The organism is Micromonospora sp. NPDC048063 (assembly GCF_043202855.1).
In the GTDB taxonomy this organism is placed as follows: Bacteria; Actinomycetota; Actinomycetes; order Mycobacteriales; family Micromonosporaceae; genus Micromonospora.
Genome location: NZ_JBIDBG010000001.1, coordinates 819,180 through 844,317, shown reverse-complemented (window position 1 = coordinate 844,317; position 25,138 = coordinate 819,180). Strand labels below are relative to the sequence as shown.

At 74.4% G+C, this 25,138-nt stretch carries 20 protein-coding genes; 11 read left to right on the top strand and 9 right to left on the bottom strand.

What is annotated here, in order from left to right; all coding sequences use genetic code 11:
• The first annotated feature begins 15 nt into the window (after positions 1–15).
• Entirely contained in the window at positions 16–555 is a 540-nt protein-coding gene (locus ACGFZ2_RS03760) for a DUF1062 domain-containing protein (RefSeq protein WP_393449841.1), read from the top strand.
• Between the two features lie 40 nt (positions 556–595).
• Here the strand turns inward: ACGFZ2_RS03760 and ACGFZ2_RS03755 are convergent, their stop codons facing one another.
• Entirely contained in the window at positions 596–766 is a 171-nt protein-coding gene (locus tag ACGFZ2_RS03755) for a hypothetical protein (RefSeq protein ID WP_393262102.1), read from the bottom strand.
• Between the two features lie 40 nt (positions 767–806).
• On the opposite strand from ACGFZ2_RS03755, the gene ACGFZ2_RS03750 reads away from it, so the two are divergent.
• From ACGFZ2_RS03750 to ACGFZ2_RS03740, 3 genes are all read left to right on the top strand, one after another.
• Entirely contained in the window at positions 807–1,340 is a 534-nt protein-coding gene (locus tag ACGFZ2_RS03750) for a M23 family metallopeptidase (protein ID WP_393449838.1), read from the top strand.
• Between the two features lie 366 nt (positions 1,341–1,706).
• A complete protein-coding gene (locus ACGFZ2_RS03745; RefSeq protein WP_393262617.1) occupies positions 1,707–2,183 on the top strand; it encodes a DUF2231 domain-containing protein in 477 nt (158 codons plus the stop codon).
• A gap of 65 nt (positions 2,184–2,248) precedes the next feature.
• Positions 2,249–3,589, top strand: coding sequence for a nicotinate phosphoribosyltransferase (locus ACGFZ2_RS03740; protein WP_393449835.1), 1,341 nt, complete (start codon positions 2,249–2,251; stop codon positions 3,587–3,589).
• Between the two features lie 602 nt (positions 3,590–4,191).
• Here the strand turns inward: ACGFZ2_RS03740 and ACGFZ2_RS03735 are convergent.
• From ACGFZ2_RS03735 to ACGFZ2_RS03720, 4 genes are all read right to left on the bottom strand, one after another.
• Entirely contained in the window at positions 4,192–6,372 is a 2,181-nt protein-coding gene (locus ACGFZ2_RS03735) for an MMPL family transporter (protein ID WP_393449832.1), read from the bottom strand.
• Positions 6,373–6,537: 165 nt separating this feature from the next.
• Positions 6,538–8,106 carry a multicopper oxidase family protein gene (locus ACGFZ2_RS03730; protein ID WP_393449829.1) on the bottom strand — a complete coding sequence of 523 codons (1,569 nt, stop codon included), beginning with the start codon at positions 8,104–8,106 and terminating at the stop codon, positions 6,538–6,540.
• Positions 8,103–8,576, bottom strand: a complete 474-nt coding sequence (locus tag ACGFZ2_RS03725; RefSeq protein ID WP_393449826.1) for a hypothetical protein — start codon at positions 8,574–8,576, stop codon at positions 8,103–8,105. Before ACGFZ2_RS03725 ends, ACGFZ2_RS03730 begins: the two co-directional genes overlap by 4 nt.
• 11 nt (positions 8,577–8,587) lie before the next feature.
• Positions 8,588–9,751: an amidohydrolase family protein gene (locus tag ACGFZ2_RS03720; RefSeq protein ID WP_393449823.1), complete on the bottom strand. Its 1,164-nt coding sequence runs from the start codon at positions 9,749–9,751 to the stop codon at positions 8,588–8,590.
• A gap of 196 nt (positions 9,752–9,947) precedes the next feature.
• Between ACGFZ2_RS03720 and sigJ the strand changes: the two genes are divergently transcribed.
• Positions 9,948–10,865, top strand: coding sequence for an RNA polymerase sigma factor SigJ (gene sigJ, locus ACGFZ2_RS03715; protein WP_393449820.1), 918 nt, complete (start codon positions 9,948–9,950; stop codon positions 10,863–10,865).
• A 359-nt stretch (positions 10,866–11,224) separates the two neighbouring features.
• Here sigJ and ACGFZ2_RS03710 read toward each other — a convergent pair whose 3' ends face one another.
• Complete coding sequence (locus ACGFZ2_RS03710) at positions 11,225–14,074, bottom strand: DEAD/DEAH box helicase (RefSeq protein ID WP_393262122.1); 2,850 nt, start codon at positions 14,072–14,074, stop codon at positions 11,225–11,227.
• An 86-nt stretch (positions 14,075–14,160) separates the two neighbouring features.
• Between ACGFZ2_RS03710 and ACGFZ2_RS03705 the strand changes: the two genes are divergently transcribed.
• Together ACGFZ2_RS03705 and ACGFZ2_RS03700 are read left to right on the top strand one after the other, a co-directional pair.
• Positions 14,161–14,934, top strand: coding sequence for an HAD family hydrolase (locus tag ACGFZ2_RS03705; RefSeq protein WP_393449817.1), 774 nt, complete (start codon positions 14,161–14,163; stop codon positions 14,932–14,934).
• A 60-nt stretch (positions 14,935–14,994) separates the two neighbouring features.
• Entirely contained in the window at positions 14,995–15,711 is a 717-nt protein-coding gene (locus tag ACGFZ2_RS03700) for a TetR/AcrR family transcriptional regulator (RefSeq protein ID WP_393449814.1), read from the top strand.
• Between the two features lie 42 nt (positions 15,712–15,753).
• Here the strand turns inward: ACGFZ2_RS03700 and ACGFZ2_RS03695 are convergent, their stop codons facing one another.
• A complete protein-coding gene (locus tag ACGFZ2_RS03695; protein WP_393450231.1) occupies positions 15,754–16,686 on the bottom strand; it encodes a diacylglycerol kinase in 933 nt (310 codons plus the stop codon).
• A 238-nt stretch (positions 16,687–16,924) separates the two neighbouring features.
• Here ACGFZ2_RS03695 and lanKC point away from each other — a divergent pair, with 238 nt between their 5' ends.
• The 4 genes from lanKC (at position 16,925) to ACGFZ2_RS03675 (ending at position 23,289) form a co-directional block, all read left to right on the top strand.
• Positions 16,925–19,573, top strand: coding sequence for a class III lanthionine synthetase LanKC (lanKC, locus tag ACGFZ2_RS03690; protein WP_393449811.1), 2,649 nt, complete (start codon positions 16,925–16,927; stop codon positions 19,571–19,573).
• 6 nt (positions 19,574–19,579) lie between these two features.
• Positions 19,580–19,699 carry a SapB/AmfS family lanthipeptide gene (locus ACGFZ2_RS03685; RefSeq protein ID WP_120569348.1) on the top strand — a complete coding sequence of 40 codons (120 nt, stop codon included), beginning with the start codon at positions 19,580–19,582 and terminating at the stop codon, positions 19,697–19,699.
• Positions 19,700–19,771: 72 nt separating this feature from the next.
• A complete protein-coding gene (locus ACGFZ2_RS03680) occupies positions 19,772–21,499 on the top strand; it encodes an ATP-binding cassette domain-containing protein (RefSeq protein WP_393449807.1) in 1,728 nt (575 codons plus the stop codon).
• A complete protein-coding gene (locus ACGFZ2_RS03675; protein WP_393449804.1) occupies positions 21,496–23,289 on the top strand; it encodes an ATP-binding cassette domain-containing protein in 1,794 nt (597 codons plus the stop codon). Before ACGFZ2_RS03680 ends, ACGFZ2_RS03675 begins: the two co-directional genes overlap by 4 nt.
• Before the next feature lie 115 nt (positions 23,290–23,404).
• Here ACGFZ2_RS03675 and ACGFZ2_RS03670 read toward each other — a convergent pair whose 3' ends face one another.
• Positions 23,405–23,980 (bottom strand): response regulator transcription factor, encoded by a 576-nt coding sequence (locus ACGFZ2_RS03670; protein WP_393262136.1) that lies wholly within the window; start codon positions 23,978–23,980, stop codon positions 23,405–23,407.
• Between the two features lie 148 nt (positions 23,981–24,128).
• Positions 24,129–24,734 (bottom strand): LuxR C-terminal-related transcriptional regulator, encoded by a 606-nt coding sequence (locus tag ACGFZ2_RS03665; protein ID WP_393449801.1) that lies wholly within the window; start codon positions 24,732–24,734, stop codon positions 24,129–24,131.
• Between the last annotated feature and the right edge of the window lie 404 nt (positions 24,735–25,138).

Below are 25,138 nucleotides of genomic sequence, written 5' to 3'. Positions count from 1 at the left end.
TCACAACCTCATACCGTGCTGTCCTGGGTCGTTCGTCGGGCCAGGCTGCCTCTGCTGTCGTTGCGGTGCGTGGACTGCCGGTCGGAGTCGGCCACCACCGGCGCGGGCAGGTTCCGCGTCAACGCCAACGGCAAACTGCTGGACGTGTGGCTGCTGGTCCGCTGCGCATCCTGCGATCGGACGAGCAAACTCACCGTGCACGAGCGAGTGCCAGTCAGATCCTTCGACCCGGCCGAACTCCACGGCTACCGTGTCAACGATCCGGACCTGGTGGCGTCCAGGCTGTTGGATCCGCTGCTCGCCCGGCGCAACCGCTTCACCCTGGACTGGACGGGGGCCTGGCGGCTGGACACCCCGTCGACATGGCTCGACGAGGCGTGGCCGGTCCAGGTGGAGGTCGTCTTCGAGGATTCGGTACCGGTGCGCCCGGAACGGCTCATCGCGCAAGGGCTCGGCCTCAGCAGGAACGAGGTACTGCGCCGGATCAAGTGCGACATTCCCCTGCGCCGTCCGACGAGCGCCGGATTCACCTTTACCGTGATGGCTGGGGCTTAGCGGGGATGTAGCCGCGGCGGGCCACCCGGCCCGCCCGGCTTCACCCCCGAACCCATGCCAATACCGGTCGCACAAGCACGATCGCGGTGAGGACCAGGCCGAGCGCGGCGATCTGGTCCTCGATGCCCTGGGTGATCCGGCCGTCGCGCGACAGCATCCGGATCGCGTCCGTGCGTGGATCGACCCGACGCTCCGCAGGTCTTTCAGCCATCGGAACTTTCTGACATCATCCGGCAGAGGGATCGAAGATTATGACCGTGGAGGTTCGGATGCGCTCCCGCCTGACGAGTTCCCTCAGCGTCGCCCTGCTGGCGACCGCCGCGTTCCTGGTTCCGGCGTCACCCGCCGCCGCCGCGCCCTCGTTCCGAACGCCTTTCCCGTGCAACCAGACGTGGTCCGGTCAGACCCGCACCACGCACAGCCCGCAGTACGCAATCGACTTCAACCGGACCAACGACCACGGCGATCCGGTCAAGGCCAGCGCCCCGGGCACGGTGGACGTGGTCGCCAACCTCGGTGACACCAGCTACGGCCGGTACGTGCGGATCAACCACGGCAACGGGTATACCACCTACTACGCCCACCTCAGCGGGTTCAACGTCTCGGTCGGCCAGTCCGTCGGCTACAGCACCACCATCGGGTACGTGGGCAACAGCGGCGGCTCCTCCGGATCGCACCTGCACTACGAACAGCGCCTGAACGGCAACGACATCAAGGTGCGCTTCAGCGGCAACCTGGCTCTCTACTTCGGGACGCGGAACTACACGCGTACCGCCGGCTGCTGATCCCCCGATCGACTGCCCCGGTTCTCGGGCACGGGCGACGGCCCTCCGGTTGGATCCGGCCGTCGCCGCTACCCCGGCAGGGGAGTTGTCGGCCCGGCACGTGACCGGCCAGCGAACGGGTGGCCGCGGGAACCGGAGGGCCCGCTGGCCGAGACGCAAAACGCCTGCGGTGCGGACGTCAGACACGAAGGGCAACCTTCCGTGCGGTCTGCGGTGAACCAGGATCCAACCCGCGAGGATGGGAACCCTCCGCCTTCAGACGGAGGAGGAAGTCAAGCCCGGTAGGTGTACCAGCGAGCCGAAGGGGTACCCGCGCCCAACATCCCGCCAGAGAGGGAGGCTGTGTTGGAAAGTCGAGCCAAGGCGATGGGCCACGGGATCCACCCCATGCTGATCGTTTTCCCGCTGGGGCTGCTCGCCACGGCGGTGATCTTCGACATCCTGTATCTGATCACGGATCGGGCCGGATTCCAGATCTCCGCCGGGTACATCATCGGCGCCGGCATCATCGGCGGCCTCGTCGCCGCGGTCTTCGGATACACCGACTGGCGGGCCATCCCGTCCGGCACCCGCGCCAAGCGGATCGGCGCGATCCACGGCATCGGCAACGTCGTCGTCGTGCTGTTGTTCGCGGTGAGCTGGCTGGCGCGGGCCACCGCGACGAACTGGGAGCCGAATGCCCTGGCCCTGATCTGCAGCTTCGCGGGCATCGTCCTGTCCGGGATGACGGCCTGGCTCGGCGGCGAACTGGTCGAACGGCTCGGCATCAGTGTCAGCGACGGCGCCGGCGTCAACGCGCCGAGTTCCCTGTCCCGCCGCCCCGCGCGCCGCTCCCGCGCCTGACCGGACCGGGGCGGCATCACCACGGCGCCACCGGCCCGTCGACCCACGTGCCGACGGAGGAACCCATGACCGGGTTGCGTACCGACCTGTACGAGCTGCGGATGGCGGCCAGCTACCTGCGCCGGGACATGGTGGAGCGCGCCACGTTCAGCCTGTTCGTCCGCCGCCTGCCGCCGCAGCGCGGCTTCCTGGTGGCCGCCGGACTGGCCGAGGCGCTGGCCTTCCTGGAAGGCTTCGCGTTCGACGAGGACGACATCGGCTATCTGCGCGACACCGTCGGGCTCGACCAACCGACCATGGCGGCGCTGGCCGGGCTGCGGTTCACCGGTGACGTCTGGGCCGTACCGGAGGGTCGCCTGGTGTTCGCCGACGAGCCGCTGTTGGAGGTCACCGCGCCGATCGCGGAGGCGCAGCTGGTGGAGACCGGCGTGCTGAACCTGATCACCTTCCACACCACGGTGGCCAGCAAGGCGGCCCGATGCCGCCTCGCGGCCGGCGGTGCGCAGTTGGTCGACTTCGCGTTCCGCCGGACGCACGGGATCGAGGCCGGGGCGGCCGTGGCGCGGGCGTCGGCGATCGCCGGCTTCGCCGCGACCAGCGACGTCGAGGCCGCGCGACGCTATGGGCTGCCGCCGTCCGGGACGATGGCCCACTCGTACGTCGAGGCGTTCCCCGACGAGCGTGCCGCGTTCCGCGCGTTCGCCACCGACTTTCCCACCAACCCGGTGTTCCTCGTCGACACCTACGACACGCCCGCCGGAGTGCGGGCCGCCGTCGAGGTCGTCGCCGAGTTGGGCCTGACCGGCCCGGTGGCCGTGCGACTCGACTCCGGGGATCTCGCCGCACTGGCCGTGCAGGCCCGCGCGATCCTCGACGACGCGGGGCTGACCCGGGCCCAGATCGTGGCCAGCGGCAGCCTCGACGAGGACGTCATCGCGGCGCTCGTCGCCAAGGGCGCACCCATCGACGCCTACGGCGTCGGCACCCGCATGGGCGTCTCCTTCGACGCGCCGTCCCTGGACAGCGCCTACAAGCTGGTGGCCGTCGGCGACCGGCCGGTGCTCAAGCTGTCGCCCGGCAAGGCCACCCTGCCCGGTCCCAAGCAGGTCTTCCGTGATCCCACCGGTGCCAGCGGCGACGTGGTGGGGCTGCGCGACGAATCGCCGCCGGGCAACCGCGAGCCGCTGCTCGTGCCGGTCATGCGCGGCGGTCGTCGCCTCGACGCCGCCGACCCGGCCGGTGAGGTACGCGCCGCGCGTCGCCGATTCGACGCGGACCTCACCTGGCTACCGGAGACGGCGCGTCGGCTGGCGGACCCGACGCCGCTCACCGCCACCGTCAGCCCGGCCCTCACCGCGCTGCACCACCGGGTGGCGGCGCAGGTGGCGCGGGGCGCGACCTACTGAGCTGTCTCAACCTGAGTAGCGCTGTTTCCTCCGCGGTGAAGAGCCAACCATCTGCCGGACCAGGTCTCTCCCCCGCCTGAGCGATCGCACGGGCGTGCTGGACCAGGCTCGCCGGGGTGGAACCACGCAACCGTCGAGCGGCGCTGGTCCTGCTGCTGGGGGCGGCGACCGTGATCGGTGCCGGCGCGGCCACCGGAACCCTCTTCGGCTACGGGTTCGCGTTCGCCTGGGTCGTGCACGTCGCGCTGATGGCCTGGATCGCCGGCTGGATGCAGCAGGCGCAGCCTGCTGCATCGGGCGTTGTGGGCCCGCGTCGAGCGTATCGCCACCGCCGCCGAGCGGGTCTGACAGCCTGTCCGACCGGGCCCGCGCCGACTCGCACGTGGTCTCGCTTCCGAGCTTCCGGCGAGAGCCCGAGTTCGTCGAGTTCAGGCTGCGTGAGCGCGCAGACAAGAATGACGACACCGGTGATGCGTAGCCCTGCCGAAGCACGCGTGTGCGGAGGACGGCGACGCGCCGCCGGCGGTCTGAACGGGCAACAGGAATACGGAGAACGGCGTCGGCCGGTGTCCCCACCCGGCCGACGCCGTTCACGCGGGACGTCAGTGCTTCTCCAACTCCACCTTCGGCAGCAGCCTCGCCAGCGGCTCGGGCATCCACCAGGCGCGCCGGCCCATCAGCTGCATCGCGGCCGGCACGATCAGGCAGCGGATGATGACCGCGTCCACGAAGATGGCCACCGCCATGCCGAAGCCGGTCTGCTGGAGCAGCCGCTCCGGGCTGAGCATGAAGGCGCCGAAGACGACGATCATGATGGCGCCGGCGGCGCTGATGACCGAGCCGGTGTGGCCGAGGCCCTGACGGACGGCGAGTGCGTGGTCCTTGGTGTGCACCCACTCCTCGTGGATCCGGGAGACCAGGAAGATCTCGTAGTCCATGGAGAGACCGAAGACGACCGCGAAGATCATCACCGGCAGGTACGCCTCGATCGGGCCGGGCTCGATGCCGAACCAGCCCTCCTGGAAGACCAGGGTGATCGCGCCGAGCGCCGCGCCGATGCTGAGCAGGTTGAGCAGCGCCGCCTTGAGTGGGATCAGGACCGAACGGAACACGGCCATCAGCAGGATGATGGACAGTCCGACGACGATCGCCATGAACAGCGGCATCCGGTCGGAGACCTTGGCGGAGTAGTCCTCGGCGGCCGCGGTCGAACCGCCGACCAGGTAGCTGGCGCCGGTGAGCTCGGAGACGCCGGGCAGTACGTCGTCGCGCAGGTGCGCGACGAGCGCGGAGGTGTCCTGGTCCTGCGGCGACGACTCCGGGAACGTGATTATCGTGGCGACGCCGGGGTTCTTGGTCGGCATGGCCGGGGAGACGGCCTGGACGCCGGGGGTGCCGGCCAGGACGCTGCTCGCCGCCTCGGCGGCCTCGGCCGCGTTGCCGCCCGTCGTGTCATCGACGACCACGATCAGCGGCCCGTTGAAGCCGGGGCCGAAGCCATCGGAGAGCAGGTCGTACGCCTGGCGGCTCGTGCTGTCGGGGTTGTCGCTGCCCGCGTCTGCGAAGCCCAGCCGCATGGTGAACGCCGGCAGGCACAGGGCGCCGAGCGCGACCACGGCCACCAGCATGGCGGTGAGCGGACGGCGCTGGACCGCGGCGGCGAGCTTGCGCCAGAGGGTGCCCTCGGGCGCCCTGCCCTTCGCCTCGCGCTTGGCGGCGCGGGCGGTGAACTGGCGGGCGAAGCGCGCGCCGAAGATGCCCAGCAGCGCGGGCAACAGGGTCAGCGAGGCGGCCATGGTGACCAGCACGGTCAGCGCCACGGAGAGGGCCATGCCCTTGAGCGAGCCGAGGCCGAGGGCGACCAGGCCCAGCAGGGCGAGAATGACGGTGCAGCCGGCGAAGAACACCGACCGTCCGGCGGCGTCGAGGGCGTCTACCGTGGCCCGCTCAGGGGAGGCGCCCTTGACCAGTTCGGCCCGGTAGCGGGCGAAGATCAGCAACGCGTAGTCGATGCCGACGCCGAGGCCGACCAGCATCATCACGTACGGGGTGTAGGCGGCGATGGTGAACAGGTGCGAGGCGAGGATGATGATGCCGAGAGTGGAGCCCACGGCGAAGACGGCCGTGATGATCGGCAGCCCGGCGGCGATGACGGTGCCGAACATGAAGACCAGGATCACCAGTGCCGCGAGCAGTCCCGCGCCTTCGGCCGCGCCGCCCGAGCTCTGCCCGAGCAGCCGGGCCGGCCCGCCGCCCAGCTCGACCTGGAGGCCGTCGCCGGCCGCCTCCTGGGTCACGTCGTAGACGCGCTTGGCGTCCTCCTTCTCCATGTCCTTGGCGGGCACGTTGAGCATCACCGTGGCGTAACCGATGGTGCCGTCGGGCGCGATGGCGGCCGCATCCGCGTAGAGGCTGCGTACCTGCGCGACGTGGGGCTGCTCGGCGACCTCGGCCAACATCGTCTCGACGCGCTGCCGGACGGCGGGGTCGCGCAGTCCGCCCTTGGCGTGCAGGACGATCTCCATGGTGTCCCCGGCGCGGGCCGCGCCGCTGGCCGCCAGCAGGTCGGCGGCGGCCTGGGACTCGGTGCCGGGTAGGGAGAAGTCCTCGCGGTAGTCGTTGCCGGCCATGACGGCCGAGGTCCAGACGCCGATCATCACGGCGAGCCAGAGCAGCAGGGCGAGCCAGCGGCGGCGGTGGGAGAAGCTGGCGACGCGCGCGAACACGCCCGGCCGGCCGCGTGAGTGCGGTGTTGCCTGGACGGTCTCTTCGGTGAGGGTCATGGTCTCTTTCAGGGTCGGATCAGCAAGGGGAGTCGGTCCGTGCGTTCACCACGGGGTGGTTCTGTACGGCAGGTGCGCGGCGGACGCGTCCTCGCGGGCCTGACAGCCCGCCCGGGGTTGTGCGGTCCTGACTCGGAGCCGTGTACGGGGCGGCAGCGGGCGTAATCAGGTGGTGGTGAAGTCGGCCATCATGGCCATGTCTTCGTGTTCGAGGTTGTGGCAGTGCAGCATGAAGGTCCCGGCGTAGTCGGTGAACCGGATGGCGATCTCGACCGCTTCGGACGGGCGTACGTCGACGGTGTCCTTCCAGCCGGCGTCGTACGGGCCGGGTGCCCGGTTGTTGCGGCTGATCACCTGGAACGGGTCGAGGTGCACGTGTACCGGGTGGTGGAAGTCGCTGATCAGTCGCCAGACCTCGGTGGTGCCGAGGCGCGGCCGGGCCAGCGGGCGGCCGGGCCGGTAGGGCTGGCCGTTGATGGTCCATCCGTGGTCGGGACGCAGCTGGAAGTGGAACGTCCGCGTCGCTGCGGCGCGGGCCGGGTCGAGGGGCTCGATGTGGCCGAGTCGCTCGGGCAGGCCTGGGTCGTCGTGGGTCGCGCCGGTGATGTCGAAGGCCATCACGTGGGCCGTGCGGCCGGTGCCGAGGCGGTTCACCAGCCGTACGCGTGTGCCGGGACGGTAGCGAGAGAAGTCGATGACCACGTCGAAGCGTTCGGCGGGTGCGATGTCGATGGTGTGGTGGGTCAACGGGCGATGCAGCAGACCACCGTCGCCGCCGATCTGCACCAGGCCACCGCCGGGAGCCGGCGGGTCGAGTGCCAGCCGGTATCGCCGGGCGTTGGAGGCGTTGAGCAGCCGCAGCCGGTACCGGGCCCGGTCGGTCCGCAGCACCGGCCAGGGCGCGCCGTTGACCAGGATGACGTCGCCGAGCACGCCGTTCATGTACGGATCGGTGACGCCGGGGCTGCGCAGGTCCGGATCGATCAGCGGATAGCGGAGCGAACCGTCCGCGGCGAACGACCGGTCGGCGATCATGATCGGGATGTCGCGGTCGCCGGCGGGTAACCGCAGCGCGTCCTCCTCGTCGTCGTGCACGAGGTGGAAGCCGGCCAGCCCACGCCAGACCGCCACGCCGGTGTGCCCGTGCCGATGGTCGTGATACCAGAGCGTCGCCGCCCGCTGCCGCATCGGGTACGTGTAGTCCCGCTCGCCGACGCTGATCCGCCCCGGATCGTGGCCGCCGTGGTGGCCGGCGTGGTGGCCGACGTGCGCCGGGGTGCTTCCTCCGGCCGGCATGATGAGGTCCGCGGGGTAGCCGTCGCTGTCGGCGGGGGTGTGTCCGCCGTGCAGGTGGACCACGGTCGGGTGGGGCAGGGTGTTGCGGTGCCGGACGACGGTGCGCCGGCCGGCGCGGGAGCGGATCGTGGGGCCGGGGAAGCTGCCGTGGTACGTCCACGCCTCGGTGGGCAACCCCGGCAGGATGCTCAGCGTGGCCGGCCGTTGGGTGATCTCGTGGTAATCCGTCGTGGCGTCGGAGCGTACCGGCGCGAGCACCGGAGGAACGGGCAGCGGCACCTGGTACGGCCGGGGCAGCGGCGCCTGGCTCGGCAGCAGCCGGCCCGGTTCGCCGGGGCCGAGCAGCCCGCTGCGGGCGAGCCAGCCACCGCCGGCGGCCGCCGCCACGGCGGCCGCGCTCGTGCCGAGCAGTCGACGGCGGGTGATTCGTGGACTCATGCGGCCTCTCCCGTGGTCAGGTCCGGCGTCGGCGTGCCGGTCGCCGTCCGCCGGGGACGGGTGGGTGCCGCGCCCCATGACTTGACGAGCAGCAGCGCCACGCCCACGGTGAGTCCGACGGCGACGGGAACGTGGACGGTCAGGACCCGCTGCTCGCCGAGGGGGATCAGCGCGCCGGCGATCAGGAGTTGGATCAGGCTGGTCCGCACCGGCCAGGACGGGCCCCTGCTGGACCGCCACCAGACGATGGCGGTGATGCACTGCACCAGCAGGGCCAGCGCCAGCAGCCCGCCGTTGAGGCCGTGGGCGGCGAGGGCGTCGTAGTGCCCGGAGAGGAACCCGCCGGCGAGGGCGGCCTGACCGAGGATCAGCACGGCCACGCAGGTGGTGATCGCGCGGAAGACCAGCCACGACCGGGAGCGTGCGGCCCCCGGAGTGGCGTCGGGTGCGTGATGGTCGAGGATCGTCACGTCACTCGTCCTCAGATCTGGGCGTCGGCGACGGCCGGCTGCCGGTTCTGGCGTACGCCGCGACGCCAGACGTCGACGGCGGCGCTGACGGCGGTGATGTCGGTGGTCGGATCCCCGTCGACGAGCAGCAGGTCGGCGCGGAGCCCGGGCGCGATGCGGCCCCGGTCGGTCAACCCGAAGTGCCGGGCCGGCACGCTCGTGGCCGCCGCCAACGCTTCGGTCCGGGTCAGTCCGGCCTTGACGAGCAGCGCCAGCTCGCGGTGCATGGCGGTGCCGTGCTGCGGGGCGAACGGGGTGGCATCCGTGCCGGCCAGCAGCGTGACTCCGGCCCGGTGCAGCACGCCGGCGGCGTGCACCGCGTTGGCGGCGCTGCCCGCAGCGACGTGGTCCAGGGCGGCGCCCTGGCTGATCGCTTCGAAGTAGGCGAGCGTGGTGACCACGAAGACGCCGTCACCGGCGATCCGCTCCGCGAGTCGCCAGCCGGTCGGGTCGTCCGACCCGGCGTCGGCGTAGACGTGCGCGAGCCCGTCGACACCGCCGTCGAGGGCGATGGTCACCTCCCGGGTCGTGATGGCGTGTGCGATCACTGTCAGGCCGGCGGCGTGTGCCGCCTCGACCAGGGCGGACACGACGTCGGGGGCCAGCACGGGCAGGTCCGCGCCGTGCATCGCCCCGTCGTCGACGACGATCTTGATGTAGTCGGCGCCCTCGGCGACCCGGGCGGCGACGAACGGCGCCGCGTCCGCCACCTTTGCGACGGTGGGGAACGGGCCGGCGGCGTCGCCGAGCGCCGCCATCGCCTGCGGGTCGAGACCGGTCATCAGTTGGCTCGGGTGGCCACCCGGGGCCGTGGCGAGCAGGCCGGCGCTGCGCAGGTCGGCCACGTCATCGCAGTCGGCCGCCAGCCGACGCTGGCGGGCCAGGTTGTCCGGCAGACAGAACATGTCCAGCTCGGTGGTGACGCCGGCGGCCAGGGCCTGGGCGAGGCTGCCGTCGAAGGTGTGGGTGTGGGCGTCGATGAGGCCGGGCAGCAGGGTCCGGCCGGCGCCGTCGACCTGCACGTCGGCCGGTCGGCCGTCCGGTTCGGCAATCCGGTCGCCGTCGATGAACACGTCGGCTCGTTCCACGGTGTGCTGCCCGTCGAACACCCGCACGTCACGGATCACGGTACGCATTGCGGCCTCCAAGGCGATGGGAGTGGCTCGGCCGGGACGGGATCGTCCCGACTCGGCAACCAGGAGGGCGCTCGCGTCGCCAACTGTGACAGCGGTGGTGCTCGGCTGCGGAATGGATCACATTTCCCCACCGGGGATGTCACACTCCCGGGCGCCGGTGTCCTCTCAGAGGTGAACCCGACCGGAGGTGACACCCGTGTCCGACGACGTACAGCCGGCGCCGACCGCCGACCCGACGACTACTTTCCTCGCCCACCGGGAGCTGCTGTTCTCGGTGGTCTACGCGATGCTGGGCAGCGTCGCCGACACCGACGACGTGCTGCAGGAGACCTGGCTGGCCTGGGCGGCGAGAAACCACACCGACGGTGCGTCGATCGAGAACCCACGCGCCTATCTGACGCGGGTCGCCGTCAACCAGGCCCTCGCCCAGCGCGCGGCCCTCGAGCGGCGCCGGGAGTCCTACGTCGGCCAGTGGCTGCCCGAGCCCCTCGCCACCCTGCCCGCCAAGGACGGCGACGCGGGCGACGCCGTCCTGCGCGCCGAGTCCTCGTCGATGGCGCTGCTGGTGGTGCTGGAGACCCTCACCCCGGCGGAGCGGGTCGTCTTCGTCCTGCACGAGGTGTTCGGCTACCCGCACACCGAGATCGCGACCATCATCGGCCGCTCACCGGCGGCGGTGCGCCAACTCGCCCACCGGGCCCGTGAGCATGTGCAGGCCCGCCGCCCCCGGTTCCAACCCGATCCCCGACTCCAGCAGCAGGTGACCGAGCGGTTCTTGACCGCCGCGCTCGGCGGTGACGTGCGCGGCCTGCTCGCCGTTCTCGCCCCGGACGTCACCCTGTGGACCGACGGCGGCGGCAAGGGACCCGCCACCAGCCTGCACCCCGTGCACGGGCGCGACGAGGTGGCCCGGCTGCTCGTCGCGGTCGCCGCCGGTGTCCCGGCCGGGCTCGACATCCGCTACCGGCCGGTCAACGGCGATCCCGCCGCGATCCTGTTCGAGCGCGGCGTCCCGTTCGCGGTCCTCGTCCTCGACCTCGACCCCGAGCGGGAGGCGGTGCGCCGGGTCTTCTCCGTCACCAACCCCGACAAGCTCTCCCGGGTCGGCGGATGAGGCAGCGGAACGCGAGCCGGCCCGGTCGTGCCGACGAGCGGTCGTCGTACCGACCGAGTCCTTGCGTCCGTTGAGGAGCCTTTGCCAATGGCGCTCCTGCCACAGGTTTCGGCGCGGCGCGCAGTGCTCCGGCTTCGGCTTTGGTGTGATCCGTGCGGACCCGGCTACCTGGCGACCTCGAAGATACTCAGCCGCCTCGTGCAGCGCCCGGAACTGGCGCAGTTCCAGCCACGAGGCGGCACGACCCGACCGGCGCTCAGTGGGGCGGCGCTTCGGCCGCTGCCGCCAAGGATCGTCACCGGGCTGCCGATCCGCGCCGCCGCTCAGGATTCCGAGGCGCCACCACGGAGAGTGACCGGTCAGGCCGGGGCGTGGTAGGCCAGCACGCCCCGGTTGACCGCGGCGATCGCCTGCCTGGCGGTGGACCTCAGCTCCGACGAGGCGCCGCCGGAGTCGGCGAGCTGACCGAGCAGGTCCACCACCTGCCGGGCCCACCGGACGAAGTCGCCGGCCGGCATCTCGCCGTCGATCTCGTGGCCGCTCGCGAGCACCTTCGCCAGGGCCTCGCCCCGGGCCCAACGGTAGACCGGCCAGGCGAAGCCCAGATCCGGCTCGCGGGTGACCGCCAGGCCACGGGCCGCCTCGTCCGCCTCGATCTCGCTCCACAGCTTGAGCGTCTCGTCGACCGCCTCGGCCACGGGGCCGCGCGGCAGCGACGCCCGCTCGTCGACGTCGCGGCGGGCCTCGAAGACCACCACCGACACGGCGGCGGCGAGTTCGGCCGGGGAGAGCCCGTCCCACACCCCCCGGCGCAGGCACTCGGCGACCAGCAGATCCGCCTCCGTCCAGATCCGGCCGAGCATCCGGCCGGCGTCGGTCACCGTGCCGTCGGGCGCGAGGTAGCCGCGGGCGGTGAGCAGCGCGACGATCCGGTCGAACGTACGGGCCAGCGAACCGGTCCGGCCGGCCACCCGCTGCCGCAGCTCCTCCGTGTCCTTCTCCAGGCGGCGGCGCCGCTCCGCCCAGCGGGCGTGCTCCTCCCGGTCGGGGCAGGCGTGGCAGGGGTGGCGACGCAGCTCGCCGCGGAGCTGGCTGAGCCGGTGGTCCTCGCCGACGGCCTGGCGGGAACGGCCGCCCCGGCGCCCGCCGTGCCGGTCCAGCCCGGTGCCGCTGACCTCGGCGGCCAGGTCTCGCCGGGCGGCCGGCGACCGGTGGTTGAAGTGCTTCGGCACCCGGATCCGCGCCAACACCTCGGCGGGGGTGGTGAAGTCGCCGGGGCTGACGCGGCCGGCCCAGCGGTCCTGGGTGAGCACCAGCGGCCGGGGCTCACCGAAGCCGCCGGTGGCCGGGTCGAGCACGACCGCCAGGCCGGCCCGCCGGCCCGACGGCACCCGGATCACGTCGCCGACGCGCAGCCGCTCCAGCGAGGCCACCGCGGCGGCCTTACGCTGGCTCTGCCCCTGCCGGGCGATGGCCCGTTCCCGGTCGGCGATGGCGACCCGCAGCGCGAAGTACTCGTCGAAGTCGCCGTGGTGGCAGGCCGCCTCCACGCCGTACGCCTCGATGGTTTCGGTGTTGCGCTGCACCTGGCGGGCCAGGCCGACCACCGAGCGGTCCGCCTGGAACTGCGCGAAGGAGGATTCCAGCAGCGCCCGGGCCGGCTCCGCACCCACCGTGCCGACCAGGTTGACCGCCATGTTGTACGACGGCCGGAAGCTGGATCGCAGCGGGTAGGTGCGGGTGGAGGCGAGGCCGGCGACGTGCCGGGGGTCGGTCTCCGGGGACCAGACGACGACGGCGTGCCCCTCGACGTCGATGCCGCGCCGGCCGGCGCGGCCGGTGAGCTGGGTGTACTCCCCCGGCGTCAGGTCGACGTGCGCCTCGCCGTTGTACTTGACCAGGCGCTCCAGCACCACGCAGCGGGCCGGCATGTTGATGCCCAGGGCGAGCGTCTCGGTGGCGAAGACCGCCTTCACCAGGCCCCGGACGAACAGCTCCTCGACGACCTCCTTGAACACCGGCAGCATGCCGGCGTGGTGGGCGGCCAGGCCGCGTTCGAGGCCGTCGAGCCACTCCCAGTAGCCGAGCACCGACAGGTCCTCGCCCGGGATCGCGGTGACCCGGGACTCGACGACCCGGCGGATCTCCGCCCGCTCCTCGGGCGAGGTGAGCCGCAGCCCGGCGGCGAGGCACTGCTGCACGGCGGCGGCGCAGCCGGCGCGGCTGAAGATGAACAGGATCGCCGGCAGCAGGCCCTCCCGGTCCAGCCGGTCGACGATGTCGGGGCGCATCGGGCCGCGCCAGCGGGGGCCGCGCCGCCCGCCGCCCGGGCCGGCGCTGCGCCCCTCGCCCAGCTCCAGCCGGCGCATGGTGTCGCGGGTGTAGCGCAGCAACTCGGGGTGCACGTCGTGCTTGCGGGCGGCGTCGGCGTCGTGGAACAGGTCGAACATCCGCTTGCCGACCAGCATGTGCTGCCACAGCGGCACCGGGCGGTGCTCGCTGACCACCACGGCGGTCTCGCCGCGCACGGTGACCAGCCAGTCGGCGAACTCCTCGGCGTTGGACACGGTGGCCGAGAGGGAGACCAGGGTGACGGAGGCGGGCAGGTGGATGATCACCTCTTCCCAGACCCCGCCGCGGAACCGGTCGGCGAGGTAGTGCACCTCGTCCATCACCACGTACGCCAGGCCCTCGAGGGTGGCCGAGCCGGCGTAGAGCATGTTGCGCAGCACCTCGGTGGTCATCACCACCACCGGGGCGTCGCCGTTGATGGCGTTGTCGCCGGTGAGCAGACCGACCTGCTCGGCGCCGTAGCGGTCGACCAGGTCGTGGTATTTCTGGTTCGACAGCGCCTTGATCGGGGTGGTGTAGAAGCACTTGCGCCGCCGGGGCGCGGCCGGGGCCGGAGCGGCCTCGCCGCCGGCCGCGGGCACCACCTCGTCACCCGCGCCGCCGGGGCCGCCGGCCTCGCGCCCCGGCGCGCCGCGCAGCGCCAGGTGTACGGCGAACTCGCCGACCACCGTCTTGCCGGCGCCGGTGGGGGCGCAGACGAGCACGCCGCTGCCCCGCTCCAGCGCCTGGCACGCCTCCCGCTGGAAGTCGTCGAGATCGAACCCCAGATCGAGGGCGAACTCGTCCAGCGCCGGGAACTGGGAGGCCTGCGCGGCCCGGCGGCGCGCCGCGGCGTACCGCTCGGCGGGGCTCGACATGTCCTCAAGATTAATGCGTGCCGAGGGCGGCCACGTGACAAGGCCAACCGACAGCGGGGTCGGGGGCGGTCGGTAGGGTGCACGGCGTGCCGGACCATGCCGAACCGCCCCACGCCTCACCCGGGGCCGACGACGCCGTCGTCCCGGGCCCGTCCCGCCGCCCCGTGGAGGCGGTCCTGTTCGACTTCCACGGCACGCTGGCCCAGGTGGAGGAGCCCCGCGAGTGGGTGCTCGCCGCCGCGGCCTCCTGCGGCGTGACGCTGGAGCGGATGCGGGCCACCGCGCTGGCCGACCGGCTGTTGACGGCGGGCCGGGCGGGCGGCCCCCTGCCGGCCCGGGTGCCGCCCCGGCTGGCCGAGCTGTGGGCCGACCGGGATCTCTACCCGCACGCCCACCGCGGCGCCTACACCGGGCTCGCCGAGACGGTCGACGCGGGCATCGAGGGCTTCGCCGAGGCGCTCTACGAGCGGGTGCTGGTCCCCGACGGCTGGGTGCCGTACCCGGACACCGCGCCGACCCTGGCCGCCCTGCGGGCCGCCGGCGTCCCGGTGGCCGTGGTCAGCAACATCGGCTTCGACATCCGGCCGATCTTCGCGGCGTGGGGGCTGGCCGACCTGGTCGACGCCTTCGCCCTGTCGTACGAGGTCGGGCGCTGCAAGCCGGACCCGGGGATCTTCCTGCGCGCCTGCGGGATGCTCGGCGTCGACCCGGAGCGCGCGCTGATGGTGGGCGACACGCCGGCCGACGCGGGAGCCGTCGCGGCCGGGTGCGGGGTGCTGGTGCTGCCGGCCGCCGAGGCGGGGCGCGCCAACGGGCTGGGCACCGTGCTGGACGTGGCCGGCGTCGACCAGCACCGCTAACGACGAGACGACAGCAGCGTTAGCAACCGCCGCTAACGCGAGGGCGTTATCGTCTTTGCCATGATCACCGAGACGTCGCCCCGGGACCGGATCGTCCGGGCCGCCGCCGCCCTGCTCGCCGAAGGCGGCCGGGAGGCGGTCTCGACCCGCGCGGTGAGCCGGGCGGCCGGGGTGCAGGCGCCGACCATCTACCGGCAGTTCGGCGACATGCGCGGCCTGCTGGACGCGGCGGCCAGCTACGGGTTCGCCGCGTACCTGCACGCCGAGGCGTCCCGGGACCTCGCCGGCGACCCGGTCGACGACCTGCGCCGGGGCTGGGACCTGCACGTCGGCTTCGGCCTGGCCAACCCGGCCTGCCACGCCCTGATGTACGGCGACCCGCGCCCCGGCGAGACCCCGACCGCGGCCCGGGTCGCGGCCGACATCCTGCGCCAGCTCGTGCACCGGGTGGCCGAGGCGGGCCGGCTGCGCGCGGGCGTCGACCAGGCCACCGAGATGCTGCACGCCGCCGCCTGCGGGGTGACCCTCGCCCTGATCCGCACCCCGCCGCCGCGGCGCGACCCCGCCCTGTCGACCCGGACCCGGGAGGCGGTGCTCGCCGCGCTGGTCACCGACTCCCCCGCCGCCCGGGCGACCTCCCGGGCCGGCAACCCGGTCCGGCACGCGGTGGCGCTGCGCGCCGCCCTCGACGGCCTGACCACCGACCTCTCCCCGGCCGAGCGCGCCCTGCTCGCGGAGTGGCTGGACCGCATCGTCCGCACCACCCCCGCCCCCTGACAGCGAGGATGCGGAAGCGGACCGACCAGGCCAGCCTCACAGTCAGCGGAGCAGGTGGACGGCGGCCGGGACGGCGGTCACGGTCACCGGAAGGTCCAGTGCCCGCTCGCCGTCGGCGTACGTGGTGATGCCCTCGGCGCTCAGCTCGACCGTGCGGGCGCGGTAACTGCGCACCAGCGGGTGCGCCACGTGGGTGCCCTGGTAGATGCGCGGCTTGACCCGCATCAGGGTGCGCCGGTCGAACCGGCCGCCCACCACCACGTCGAGCAGCCCGTCGGCGGGGTCCGCGTCGGGGCAGATCCGCATGCCGCCGCCGTAGCTGGCGCAGTTGCCCACCGCCACCAGCACGGCGTCCACCTCGTGCGCCACCCCGTCGAGCCGCAGCGTGTAGCGGCGCGGGCGCAACCGGGCCAGCTCCACCAGGATCGCCAGGTCGTAGCGGCGCGGCCCACGCGGCCGGCGCATCCGGTTGGCGCGCTCGTTGACGATCGCGTCGAAGCCGGCCGCGAGCACCGCGCCGTACCAGCGGCGCACGCCGTCGGCTCCCGTCAGCCGCGCCAGGTCCACCGGGTGGGTGCGGCCGTCGCGCAGCGCCGCCGCGATCACGTCGGCGGCGGCGAGCGGGTCGGCCGGGAAGCCGGTGTCGACCGCGAAGTCGTTGCCGGTGCCGGCCGGCACCGGACCGAACGGCACCGCCGTGCCGGCGACCGCCTGCAACGCCCGGTGCACCGTGCCGTCGCCGCCCACCGCGACCAGGGCGGACGCGCCGTCGCCGACCGCCGCGTGGCAGGCCGCCTCGGCCTCGTCGGCGCTGTGCGCGTGCAGCAGGCGCACCGGCCGACCGGCGGCCGCGAGCCGGTGCAGGACCTTTGGCAGCAGCCCCCGGTGCCGCCCACGGCCGGCGGTCGGGTTGGCCAGCACGGCGACGGGTCCGCCGGCGGCGGAGGGGTGATCGTCTGCGGTCACGGCGAGCACCGTACCGCCACCCACCGGGGCGGCCGCACCGCCCGCCCCGGCGACGGCGACACCGCCCGCCACCCGCCGCCGCGACCGACGAGCATCCCGGGCGCACCTGACATTTGTCACGGCCGGCCGTGCGGCATGCATTCACCGTCATGACTGATCGCACTGGATCAACCACGGCCCGAACGGACAGACTCAGATCAGCCAGCAGGGCCGAAGGATGGGCCGAACAGCGGAGGGAGTGGTCACGGTGGACGATCGCTACGACAGCTACTGCGCCGCCGACCGGCTCTTCTACGACTCGCTCGGCAGCGCGGTCGAACAGCCCACCTTCGCGGCGGCCCGGCGGCCCGTGCCCGACGGCTGGCGCTCGGAGCCACTCGACGACTGGCTCATCTACGCCCCGGAGGGCGGCACGCTGCCCCAGCAGGGCTGGAAGATCCACGTGTCGGCGACCCTGGCCAACGCCGAGCGGGTGCTGGACACCGTCTGGGACTACTGCGTCCCGCGGGGGCTGTCGTTCAAGTTCCTCCGCGGCCCACGCACCCTGCTGCTACGCAACTCCAAGTACGCCTCCCGCGGGGCCAGCGGCAAGTTCGTCACCGTCTATCCGCGTGACGACGCGGAGCTGGAGCTGGTCTGCAAGGAGCTGGACGAACTGCTCGCCGGCGAACCCGGCCCGTACATCCTCAGCGACCTGCGCCACGGCGCCGGGCCGGTGTACGTGCGCTACGGCGGCTTCGCGGCCCGCTACTGCCACTCCCCCGACGGCCAGGTCGTCCCGGCGATCGAGGACGACACCGGCACCCTCGTGCCGGACCGCCGCGACCCCGTCTTCCACGTGCCGTCCTGGGTGACGCTGCCCGACTTCCTCGGCCCGCACCTGGCCGCCCGCAACGCCACCAGCACCAACGAGGTGCCGTACCGGATCGAGAAGGTCATCCACTTCTCCAACGGCGGCGGCCTCTACGTCGGCCGGGACCTGCGCAGCGACACCCAGGTGGTGCTGAAGGAGGCCCGACCGCACGCCGGGCTGGACGCCGACGGCACCGACGCCGTCGCCCGGCTGGGCCGGGAGGCCGAGGCGCTGCGCCGCCTCGCCGACCTGCCGCAGGTGCCCCGGGTGCACGACGAGTTCACCCTCGGCGAGCACCGCTTCCTCGCGCTGGAGTTCGTCGAGGGCCGCGCGTTGAACAAGGTCCTGGTCGACCGGTACCCGCTGATCGACGCCGACGCCACGGACGCCGACCGCGCCGACTACACCCGGTGGGCGTTGGACGTCCACCGGCAGGTCGAGGAGGTCGTGCTGGCCATCCACGAGCGCGGCCTCGTCTACGGCGACCTGCACCTGTTCAACGTCATGGTCCGCCCCGACGACCGGATCGCGCTGGTGGACTTCGAGGTCGCCGCCCCGATCGACGGGCACCGCCGGCCGGGCCTGCGCAACCAGGGCTTCGCCGCGCCCCGGGACCGCACCGGTCCCGCCGTCGACCGGTACGCCCTGGCCTGCCTGCGACTGGCGCTGTTCCTGCCGCTGACCCAGCTGGTCCGGCTGGTGCCGGCCAAGGCCGCGCACCTCGCCGACGTGATCGCCGCCCACTTCCCGGTGCCGAGGAAGCTCCTCGACGCCGCCGTGGAGGAGATCACCGGCGCCCCCGCCGCCGCGACGGCCGGCACGACCGGCAGGACCGGCACGACGACCGACGAACGGGACGACGGAGCGGCGGCCGACCTCACCGTCGGCGTCGGACCGGCCCACCGCGACCGGCTCGCCCGGGCGATCCTCGCCAGCGCGACACCCGACCGGGACGACCGGCTCTTCCCCGGCGACATCGAGCAGTTCCGCAGCGGCGGGCTCAACCTCGCCCACGGCGCCGCCGGCGTCCTGTACGCCCTGCACGCCAGCGGCGCCGGGCGCTGGCCCGACCACGAGCAGTGGCTCGTGCGCCGCGCCACGGCGCCCGCCTCCGGCACCCGGTGCGGCTTCTACGACGGCCTGCACGGCGTCGCGTACGCCCTGGAGCTGCTCGGCCGCCGGCAGGACGCCCTCGACGTGCTCGACATCTGTCTGCGGCAGCCGTCGGACGGGCTGGACCACAGCCTGGCGAGCGGCCTGTCCGGGATCGCGCTCAACCTCGCCGAGCTGGCCGGGCGCACCGGTGAGACGGCCCTGCGCGACGCGGCCTGGCGGGCCGCCGAGCGGGTCGTCGACCGGCTCGCCGACGACCCGGGGCCGGACGTCAGCGGGGGGCGGCACCCGTACGCCGGGCTGCTGCGCGGCCGGACGGGCCCGGCGCTGCTGCTGGTGCGGCTGCACGAGCTGACCGGCGACCCCGCCCTGCTGGAGCACGCCGCCACCGCCCTGCGCCAGGACCTGCGCCGCTGCGTGGTCCGCCCCGACGGCGCGCTGGAGGTCAACGAGGGCTGGCGCACCATGCCCTACCTCGGGCAGGGCAGCGTCGGCATCGGGCTCGTGCTCGACCAGTACCTGCGGCACCGCGCCGACGAGCGGTTCGCCGAGGCCAGCGCCGGCGTGCGCCGCGCCGCCCGGTCCCCGTTCTACGCGCAGTCGGGCCTGTTCGCCGGTCGCGCCGGCATCATCGCCTACCTCGCGGCGTACCCGGACGACCCGGAACGGCGCCGCGAGCGGGACGCCCAGGTGCGGCGGCTGGCGTGGCACGCCCTGCCGTACGGGGACGGGACCGCGTTCCCCGGCGAGCAGTTGCTGCGGCTGTCCATGGACCTCGGCACCGGCACCGCCGGCGTGCTGCTGGCGCTGGCCGCCGCGCGGCACGACGCGCCGGTGACCCTGCCGTTCCTCGCGCCCCTGACGGGCGCCCCCGACCCCCTCGCCGACGCGAGGGCGACCGACCCCACCGACCAGCACGGAAGGAGGTGACACGACATGGCGCTTCTGGACCTCCAGGGCCTGGAGATGGCCCCCGCCGACCGCACCGGCGGCGGCAGCCGGGCGAGCCTGCTGCTCTGCGGCGACAGCTCGCTGTCCATCACGACCTGCAACTGACCAGGTCGCCACGCGAGGCCCTGGGCGGGTAGACGTACCCGCCCAGGGCCGCACGTCTTCGTGGGAGGTCCGATGCGGACGCTGACCGGCTCCGACCGACTGCTGCGCCGGGTGGTCCGCGACGGCGGCGGCTGGACGGTCCTGCTCGGGACGGTCGCGCTCGCCGGCGCGGCCGCCGAACTCGCGCTTCCCGCGACGCTCGGGCTCGCCGTCGACGCCGCCGTCGGCGGTCACGGCTCCTGGTGGCCCGCCGCCGCCTGCGGGCTGGTCGCCGTCCTCGTCGTCACCGACGTCCTCGGCGACCTCGCCGGCGGGTACGGCGCGGCCCGCGCCACCGCCCTGCTACGCCGGCGCCTGCTGCGTCACCTGTTCGCCTCCGACGTGCGCACCGTCCGCCGGTACCCGGTGGGCGACCTGGTCGGTCGGCTCGTCGGCCAGGCCGCCGACGCCGGACAGGCCGGCACCGCCGTGGTGCTGGGCGTCGTCGCGCTGCTCCCCCCGGTCGGCAGCGTCGTGGCGCTCACCCTGATCGAGCCGCTGCTCGGCGTCACCCTCCTCGGCGGGCTGGCCCTGCTGGCGGTGCTCATGCGCGCGTTCGTCACCGACGCCTCCGCCGCCGTCGGCGGGTACCAGCGGGTGCTGGGCGCCATCGCGGGCCGCCTGCTGGAGGCGCTGGGCGGCGCCCGCACCATCGCCGCCGCCGCGACCGTCGACCGGGAACGCGACCGCGTCCTGGCGGCTCTGCCGGAACTGCGCGGGTACGGTCTGCTCGGCTGGCGGCTGCTGGCCCGGGCGAGCGCCCGCACCGCCGCCGTGGGTCCGGCGCTCCAGGTGGCCGTGGTGGCCGTCGGCGGGTACGCGCTCACCGCCGGCTGGCTCACCCCCGGTCAACTGGTCGCCGCGGTGCAGTACGCCGCCCTCGGCGCCGGGCTGGGCGCGGTGCTGGCCACCCTCAACCGGCTCGTCCGCAGCCGCGCGGCGGCCGGCCGGATCGCCGAGCCGCTGGCCCATCCGGTGCGCCGCGACGGCACCGAACCGCTGCCGCCCGGCCGCGGCGAACTGCGGCTGCGCGCCGTCGGCGTCCACGCCGAGGACGGCAGAGCGGTCCTCGACGGGGTCGACCTGACCGTGCCGGCCGGCGCCACGGTGGCCGTCGTCGGACGCTCCGGCGCCGGCAAGTCGACCCTCGCCGCGGTGGCCGGCCGGCTGCACGACCCGGACTCCGGCGAGGTGCTGCTCGACGGGGTGCCGCTGCGCCGGTTGCGCCCCGCCGCGCTGCGGCGGGCCGTCGGGCACGCCTTCGACCGGCCGGCCCTGGTCGGCGAGACGGTGCACGACGCGATCGGGCTCGCCCTGCCCGACGGGTCGGCACGCCCGCCCGCCGGCGGCGCCCCGGCCACGCCGGCCGTGCTCGTCGCGGCGCGGGCGGCGCAGGTCGCCGACGTCGTCGCCCGGCTGCCCGACGGGTTCCGCACCCGGCTGGTGGACGCGCCGCTGTCCGGGGGCGAGGCGCAGCGGCTGGGGCTGGCCCGGGCATTCCCCGCCGAACGGCTGCTGATCCTGGACGACGCGACGTCCAGCCTGGACACCGCCACCGAACACCGGATCGCCCGGGCGGTGGCCGACGGCGCGCAGGGGCGTACGCGACTCGTGGTGACCCACCGCGCGACGACGGCGGCAGCGGCCGACCTGGTCGCCTGGCTCGACGGCGGACGGCTGCGGGCCGTGGCGCCGCACCGGCGGCTGTGGGCCGACCCGGACTACCGGGCGGTCTTCGCGCCCGGCGGTGCCGCCCCGTGAGCGGCGTACGCGGCACGACCTGGGGGGCGCTGCGCGCCCGCCGCCGGGCGCTGGGCCGGCTCGCCGCCTGGTCGGTGGCCGAGTCCCTGCCGGCGCTGCTCAGCGGGCTGCTCGTGGCCCGCGCCGTCGACCGGGGCTTCCTGGCCGGTCAGTTCGGCACCGGCCTGGCCTGGCTGGCCGGGCTCGCCGTGGCCGTGCTGGTCGGCGCGTCCGCCACCGGGCAGGTGTACCGCAGCCTCGGCGACGTGGTGGAGCCGTTCCGCGACGAGCTGGCGGCCAGGGTGGTGCACGCCGCGCTGTGCGACGCCACCCGGGCCGGTGGCCGGCCGGACAGCGCCGCCGTGGCCCGGCTGACCCACCAGGTGGAAGTCGTCCGGGACACCTTCGGCGGGCTGCTGCTGGTGGTCCGCGGGTTCCTGTTCACCGCCGGCGCGGCGCTGCTCGGCCTGCTCGCCCTGGCGCCACCGCTGGCGGGCGCGGTGGCCGCTCCGCTGCTGGTCGGGCTGGCCGTCTTCGCCGCGGCGCTGCCGGCGATGGTGGCGCACCAGCGCTCCCAGGTGGCCGCCGGGGAGGAACTCGGCCGGTCGGCGGCGTCCGCGCTGGCCGGGCACCGCGACGTGGTCGCCTGCGGCGCGCAGGACCGGGTCGTGGCCGGGGTCGCCCGGCGGGTGTCGGCGCAGGCCGACGCCGAGCGGACCCTCGCGCGGATGGCGGCGCTGCGCAGCCTCAGCCTCGGGCTCGGCGGCTGGCTGCCGGTGGTGGTGCTGCTGCTGGCCGCGCCGTGGCTGGTGCGGCACGGGCTCAGCACCGGCGCCGTGCTGGGCGCGCTGGTCTACGTCACCACCGGCCTGCAGCCCGCCCTGCACGCGGTCGTGCAGGGCGTGGGCGGCGGCGGCCTGCGTTACGCCGTCACCCTCGACCGGATCCTGCGCACCTGCCCGCCCCCCGGGCCGGTGCCGCCCCCACCCGCCGTCGCCGGGCCGGTGCCGCCCCCACCCGCCGTGCCCGGTCCGGCGCCGTGCCGCGCCGACCCGGCGGCCGCCCCGCCCGCGGTCCGGCTGCGCGGGCTGACCTTCCGGTACGGCCCGCACGCCCGGCCCGTCCTGGCGAACCTCACCCTGACCGTGGCCCACGGCGAGCACCTGGCGGTGGTGGGGCCCAGCGGCGCCGGCAAGTCCACGCTGGCCGCCCTGGTCGCCGGGCTGGTGCCGCCGGAATCCGGCACGGTGCACCTGGCCGGCACGCCCGTCGCCACCACCCCGCCCGAGGCGCTGGCCCGGCTGCGGGTGCTGGTGCCGCAGGAGGCGTACGTGCGCAGCGGCACCCTCGCCGACAACCTGCGCTACCTGCACCCCGAGGTGGACGACGCGACCGTGGCGGCCGCCGTGGACGCCCTCGGGGCCCGCCCCCTGGTAACTCGCCTCGGGGGGCTCGACGCCGAGATCGACCCCGCCGCCCTGTCCACCGGGGAACGGCAGCTCGTCGCCGCGGTCCGGGCCTACCTGGCCCCGGCGCCGCTGGTGATCCTCGACGAGGCGACGTGCCACCTGGACCCGACGCTGGAGGCGACCGTCGAGCGCGCCTTCGCCCGCCGCCCCGGCACGCTGGTGGTGATCGCGCACCGGATCAGCTCGGCGACCCGCGCCCGCCGCGTGCTGGTGTTCGACGGCGACCGGCCGCTCGTCGGCACCCACGACGACCTGCTGGTCCACTCCCCCACCTACCGCGAACTGGTCGGCCACTGGCAGGACGTCGCACCGCCGACCCGCGTGCCTCTCGGCCGGGAGTGACCGCCCGCGTGGCCGGTCACGCCCGGGACGCCACCGGCGATGCCGGATCGTGGTGAGCTGCGGCTCCGCGCCGAACGGTCCGTGCCGGGCCCGATCGTGGTGGGAGACGGCGCCGTCAGATCCAGCCGGCCTCGCGGGCGACCCGCACCGCCTCCACCCTGGTGCGCGCGCCCGCCTTGCGGGTGATCCGCCCGAGGTGGTTGCGCACGGTCCCCGGCGAGAGCCCGAGCGTCCGGGCGATCTCCACGACCGGCGCCCCGGCCGCCGTCAGGTCGAGGATCTCGGTCTCCCGCACGGTCAGCGGGCTGTCCCTGACCAGCGCCGCCATCACCAGGTCGGCGTCGATCACCGACTCCCGCCGGGCCAGCCGCCGGACCCCGTCCACCACCCGCTGCGGAGCGACGTCGTTGCCGAGGATGCCGACGGTCCGACCCGGCGTGAGGACCCGGTGCAGGCTGCGCGCGCGGCGGTGGTCGGCGAGCACCAGCAGGGGGCACTGCCCGGCCACCCCCGCCCCGACGAGATCGAGGTCGACGACCGCCACGTCGGGGCGCTGCGCCCGGACCGCCGACGGGAGGGCGTCCTCCCGGTCCAGCTCCGCCACCACACTGATGTCATCCTCGGCGGCGAGGACGAGTGAAAGGGCGCCACGGACCAGGGCACCGTCGAGGGCCAGCAGGGTACGGATCACCGTTGACCTTCCCGAGCGTCGTCAGACCGAGCACGGACCGTCCGCATTCAAACACGTACCGAGCGGCGCCGCTCGGCTCAGGCGCCGCACGCTGTTCCGCGCGCAGCGCGGAGAGCATCGCTGTCCTCCGGGGGCGGCGGAGAGAACGTCAGATCCACCCGTCGCGCCGGGCGCGCCACACCGCCTCCATCCGGTTGCGGGCCCCCGTCTTGCGCATGACCGCCGACAGGTGGTTGCGCACCGTGCCGTGCGCGAGGAACAGCCGGCGGGCGATCTCCTTGAGCGGCAGGCCCTCGGCGGCCACCCGCAGCACCTCCACCTCCCGACGGGTCAACGGGCTGGACGGGGGTAGCAGCGCCGCCACGGCGACCGCCGCGTCGATGACCTTCCCGCCGGCGGCGAGTTCCCGGACGGCCTCGACCAGCGCCTCGAGCGACGCGTCCTTGCCGACCAGGCCGCGTACCCCGGCGGCCAGCAGGTCCCCGACCGCGGCCTGGCTCCACCGGCGCCCCATGCCCAGCACGGCCGTCTCGGGCGCCGCCCCGATGATCTCGGCAACCACCTCGACCGGCTGCGGCGCGTCCGACGCCAGGTCCACCACCACCACGTCGGGCCGGTGCCGACGCACCACGACGGACAGCTCCGCCACCCCGGCCACCTCGGCAGCGACCTCGATGTCCTCCTGGCTCGACAGCGCGGCGCACAGCGCGGTGCGCAGCAGCCCCATCTCCTCGGCAACGACAACGCGGATCAACGCGTAGCTCCGATCTCGGGTACGTGGTGGCCACCGAGTCCCCTGAACGGGACTGTGCGGGCCGGCCGCGTGGACAGATTGGGATCGCGCCCGCGACGTCGGACGTGGCGACGCTCATGGGCACCGTGTGACCACGCACCGGACGGTGCGACCGGACGGGCCGGACGACCGCGCGGGCGGGTCCGCCGGAACTCAGCCGGGGTGTGCGCTCATACCGTGGAGCCGGTCGCCGGATGCCACCGCTGGCTCTGCGGAGACGGCCACGCCGGGCCGCGAGCAGCACGGGCGAACGGCGGCGCGCCCCGCCCGGCGGCCCCCATCAGGGCGGTCGAGCGGGCGACGGGCAGCCTGCGCCGCCCCGGCGAGGGGGCGGCCCCCGGCACGGCGACGGGCGGAGGACGGAA

Coding starts and splice junctions, on each gene's coding strand:
- ACGFZ2_RS03735 (WP_393449832.1), bottom strand. CDS start 6,372: ATGACCCTCACCGAAGAGACCGTCCAGGCAACACCGCACTCACGCGGC.
- ACGFZ2_RS03755 (WP_393262102.1), bottom strand. CDS start 766: ATGGCTGAAAGACCTGCGGAGCGTCGGGTCGATCCACGCACGGACGCG.
- ACGFZ2_RS03710 (WP_393262122.1), bottom strand. CDS start 14,074: ATGTCGAGCCCCGCCGAGCGGTACGCCGCGGCGCGCCGCCGGGCCGCG.
- ACGFZ2_RS03680 (WP_393449807.1), top strand. CDS start 19,772: ATGCGGACGCTGACCGGCTCCGACCGACTGCTGCGCCGGGTGGTCCGC.
- ACGFZ2_RS03740 (WP_393449835.1), top strand. CDS start 2,249: ATGACCGGGTTGCGTACCGACCTGTACGAGCTGCGGATGGCGGCCAGC.
- ACGFZ2_RS03720 (WP_393449823.1), bottom strand. CDS start 9,751: ATGCGTACCGTGATCCGTGACGTGCGGGTGTTCGACGGGCAGCACACC.
- ACGFZ2_RS03730 (WP_393449829.1), bottom strand. CDS start 8,106: ATGAGTCCACGAATCACCCGCCGTCGACTGCTCGGCACGAGCGCGGCC.
- ACGFZ2_RS03750 (WP_393449838.1), top strand. CDS start 807: ATGACCGTGGAGGTTCGGATGCGCTCCCGCCTGACGAGTTCCCTCAGC.
- ACGFZ2_RS03745 (WP_393262617.1), top strand. CDS start 1,707: ATGGGCCACGGGATCCACCCCATGCTGATCGTTTTCCCGCTGGGGCTG.
- ACGFZ2_RS03700 (WP_393449814.1), top strand. CDS start 14,995: ATGATCACCGAGACGTCGCCCCGGGACCGGATCGTCCGGGCCGCCGCC.
- ACGFZ2_RS03685 (WP_120569348.1), top strand. CDS start 19,580: ATGGCGCTTCTGGACCTCCAGGGCCTGGAGATGGCCCCCGCCGACCGC.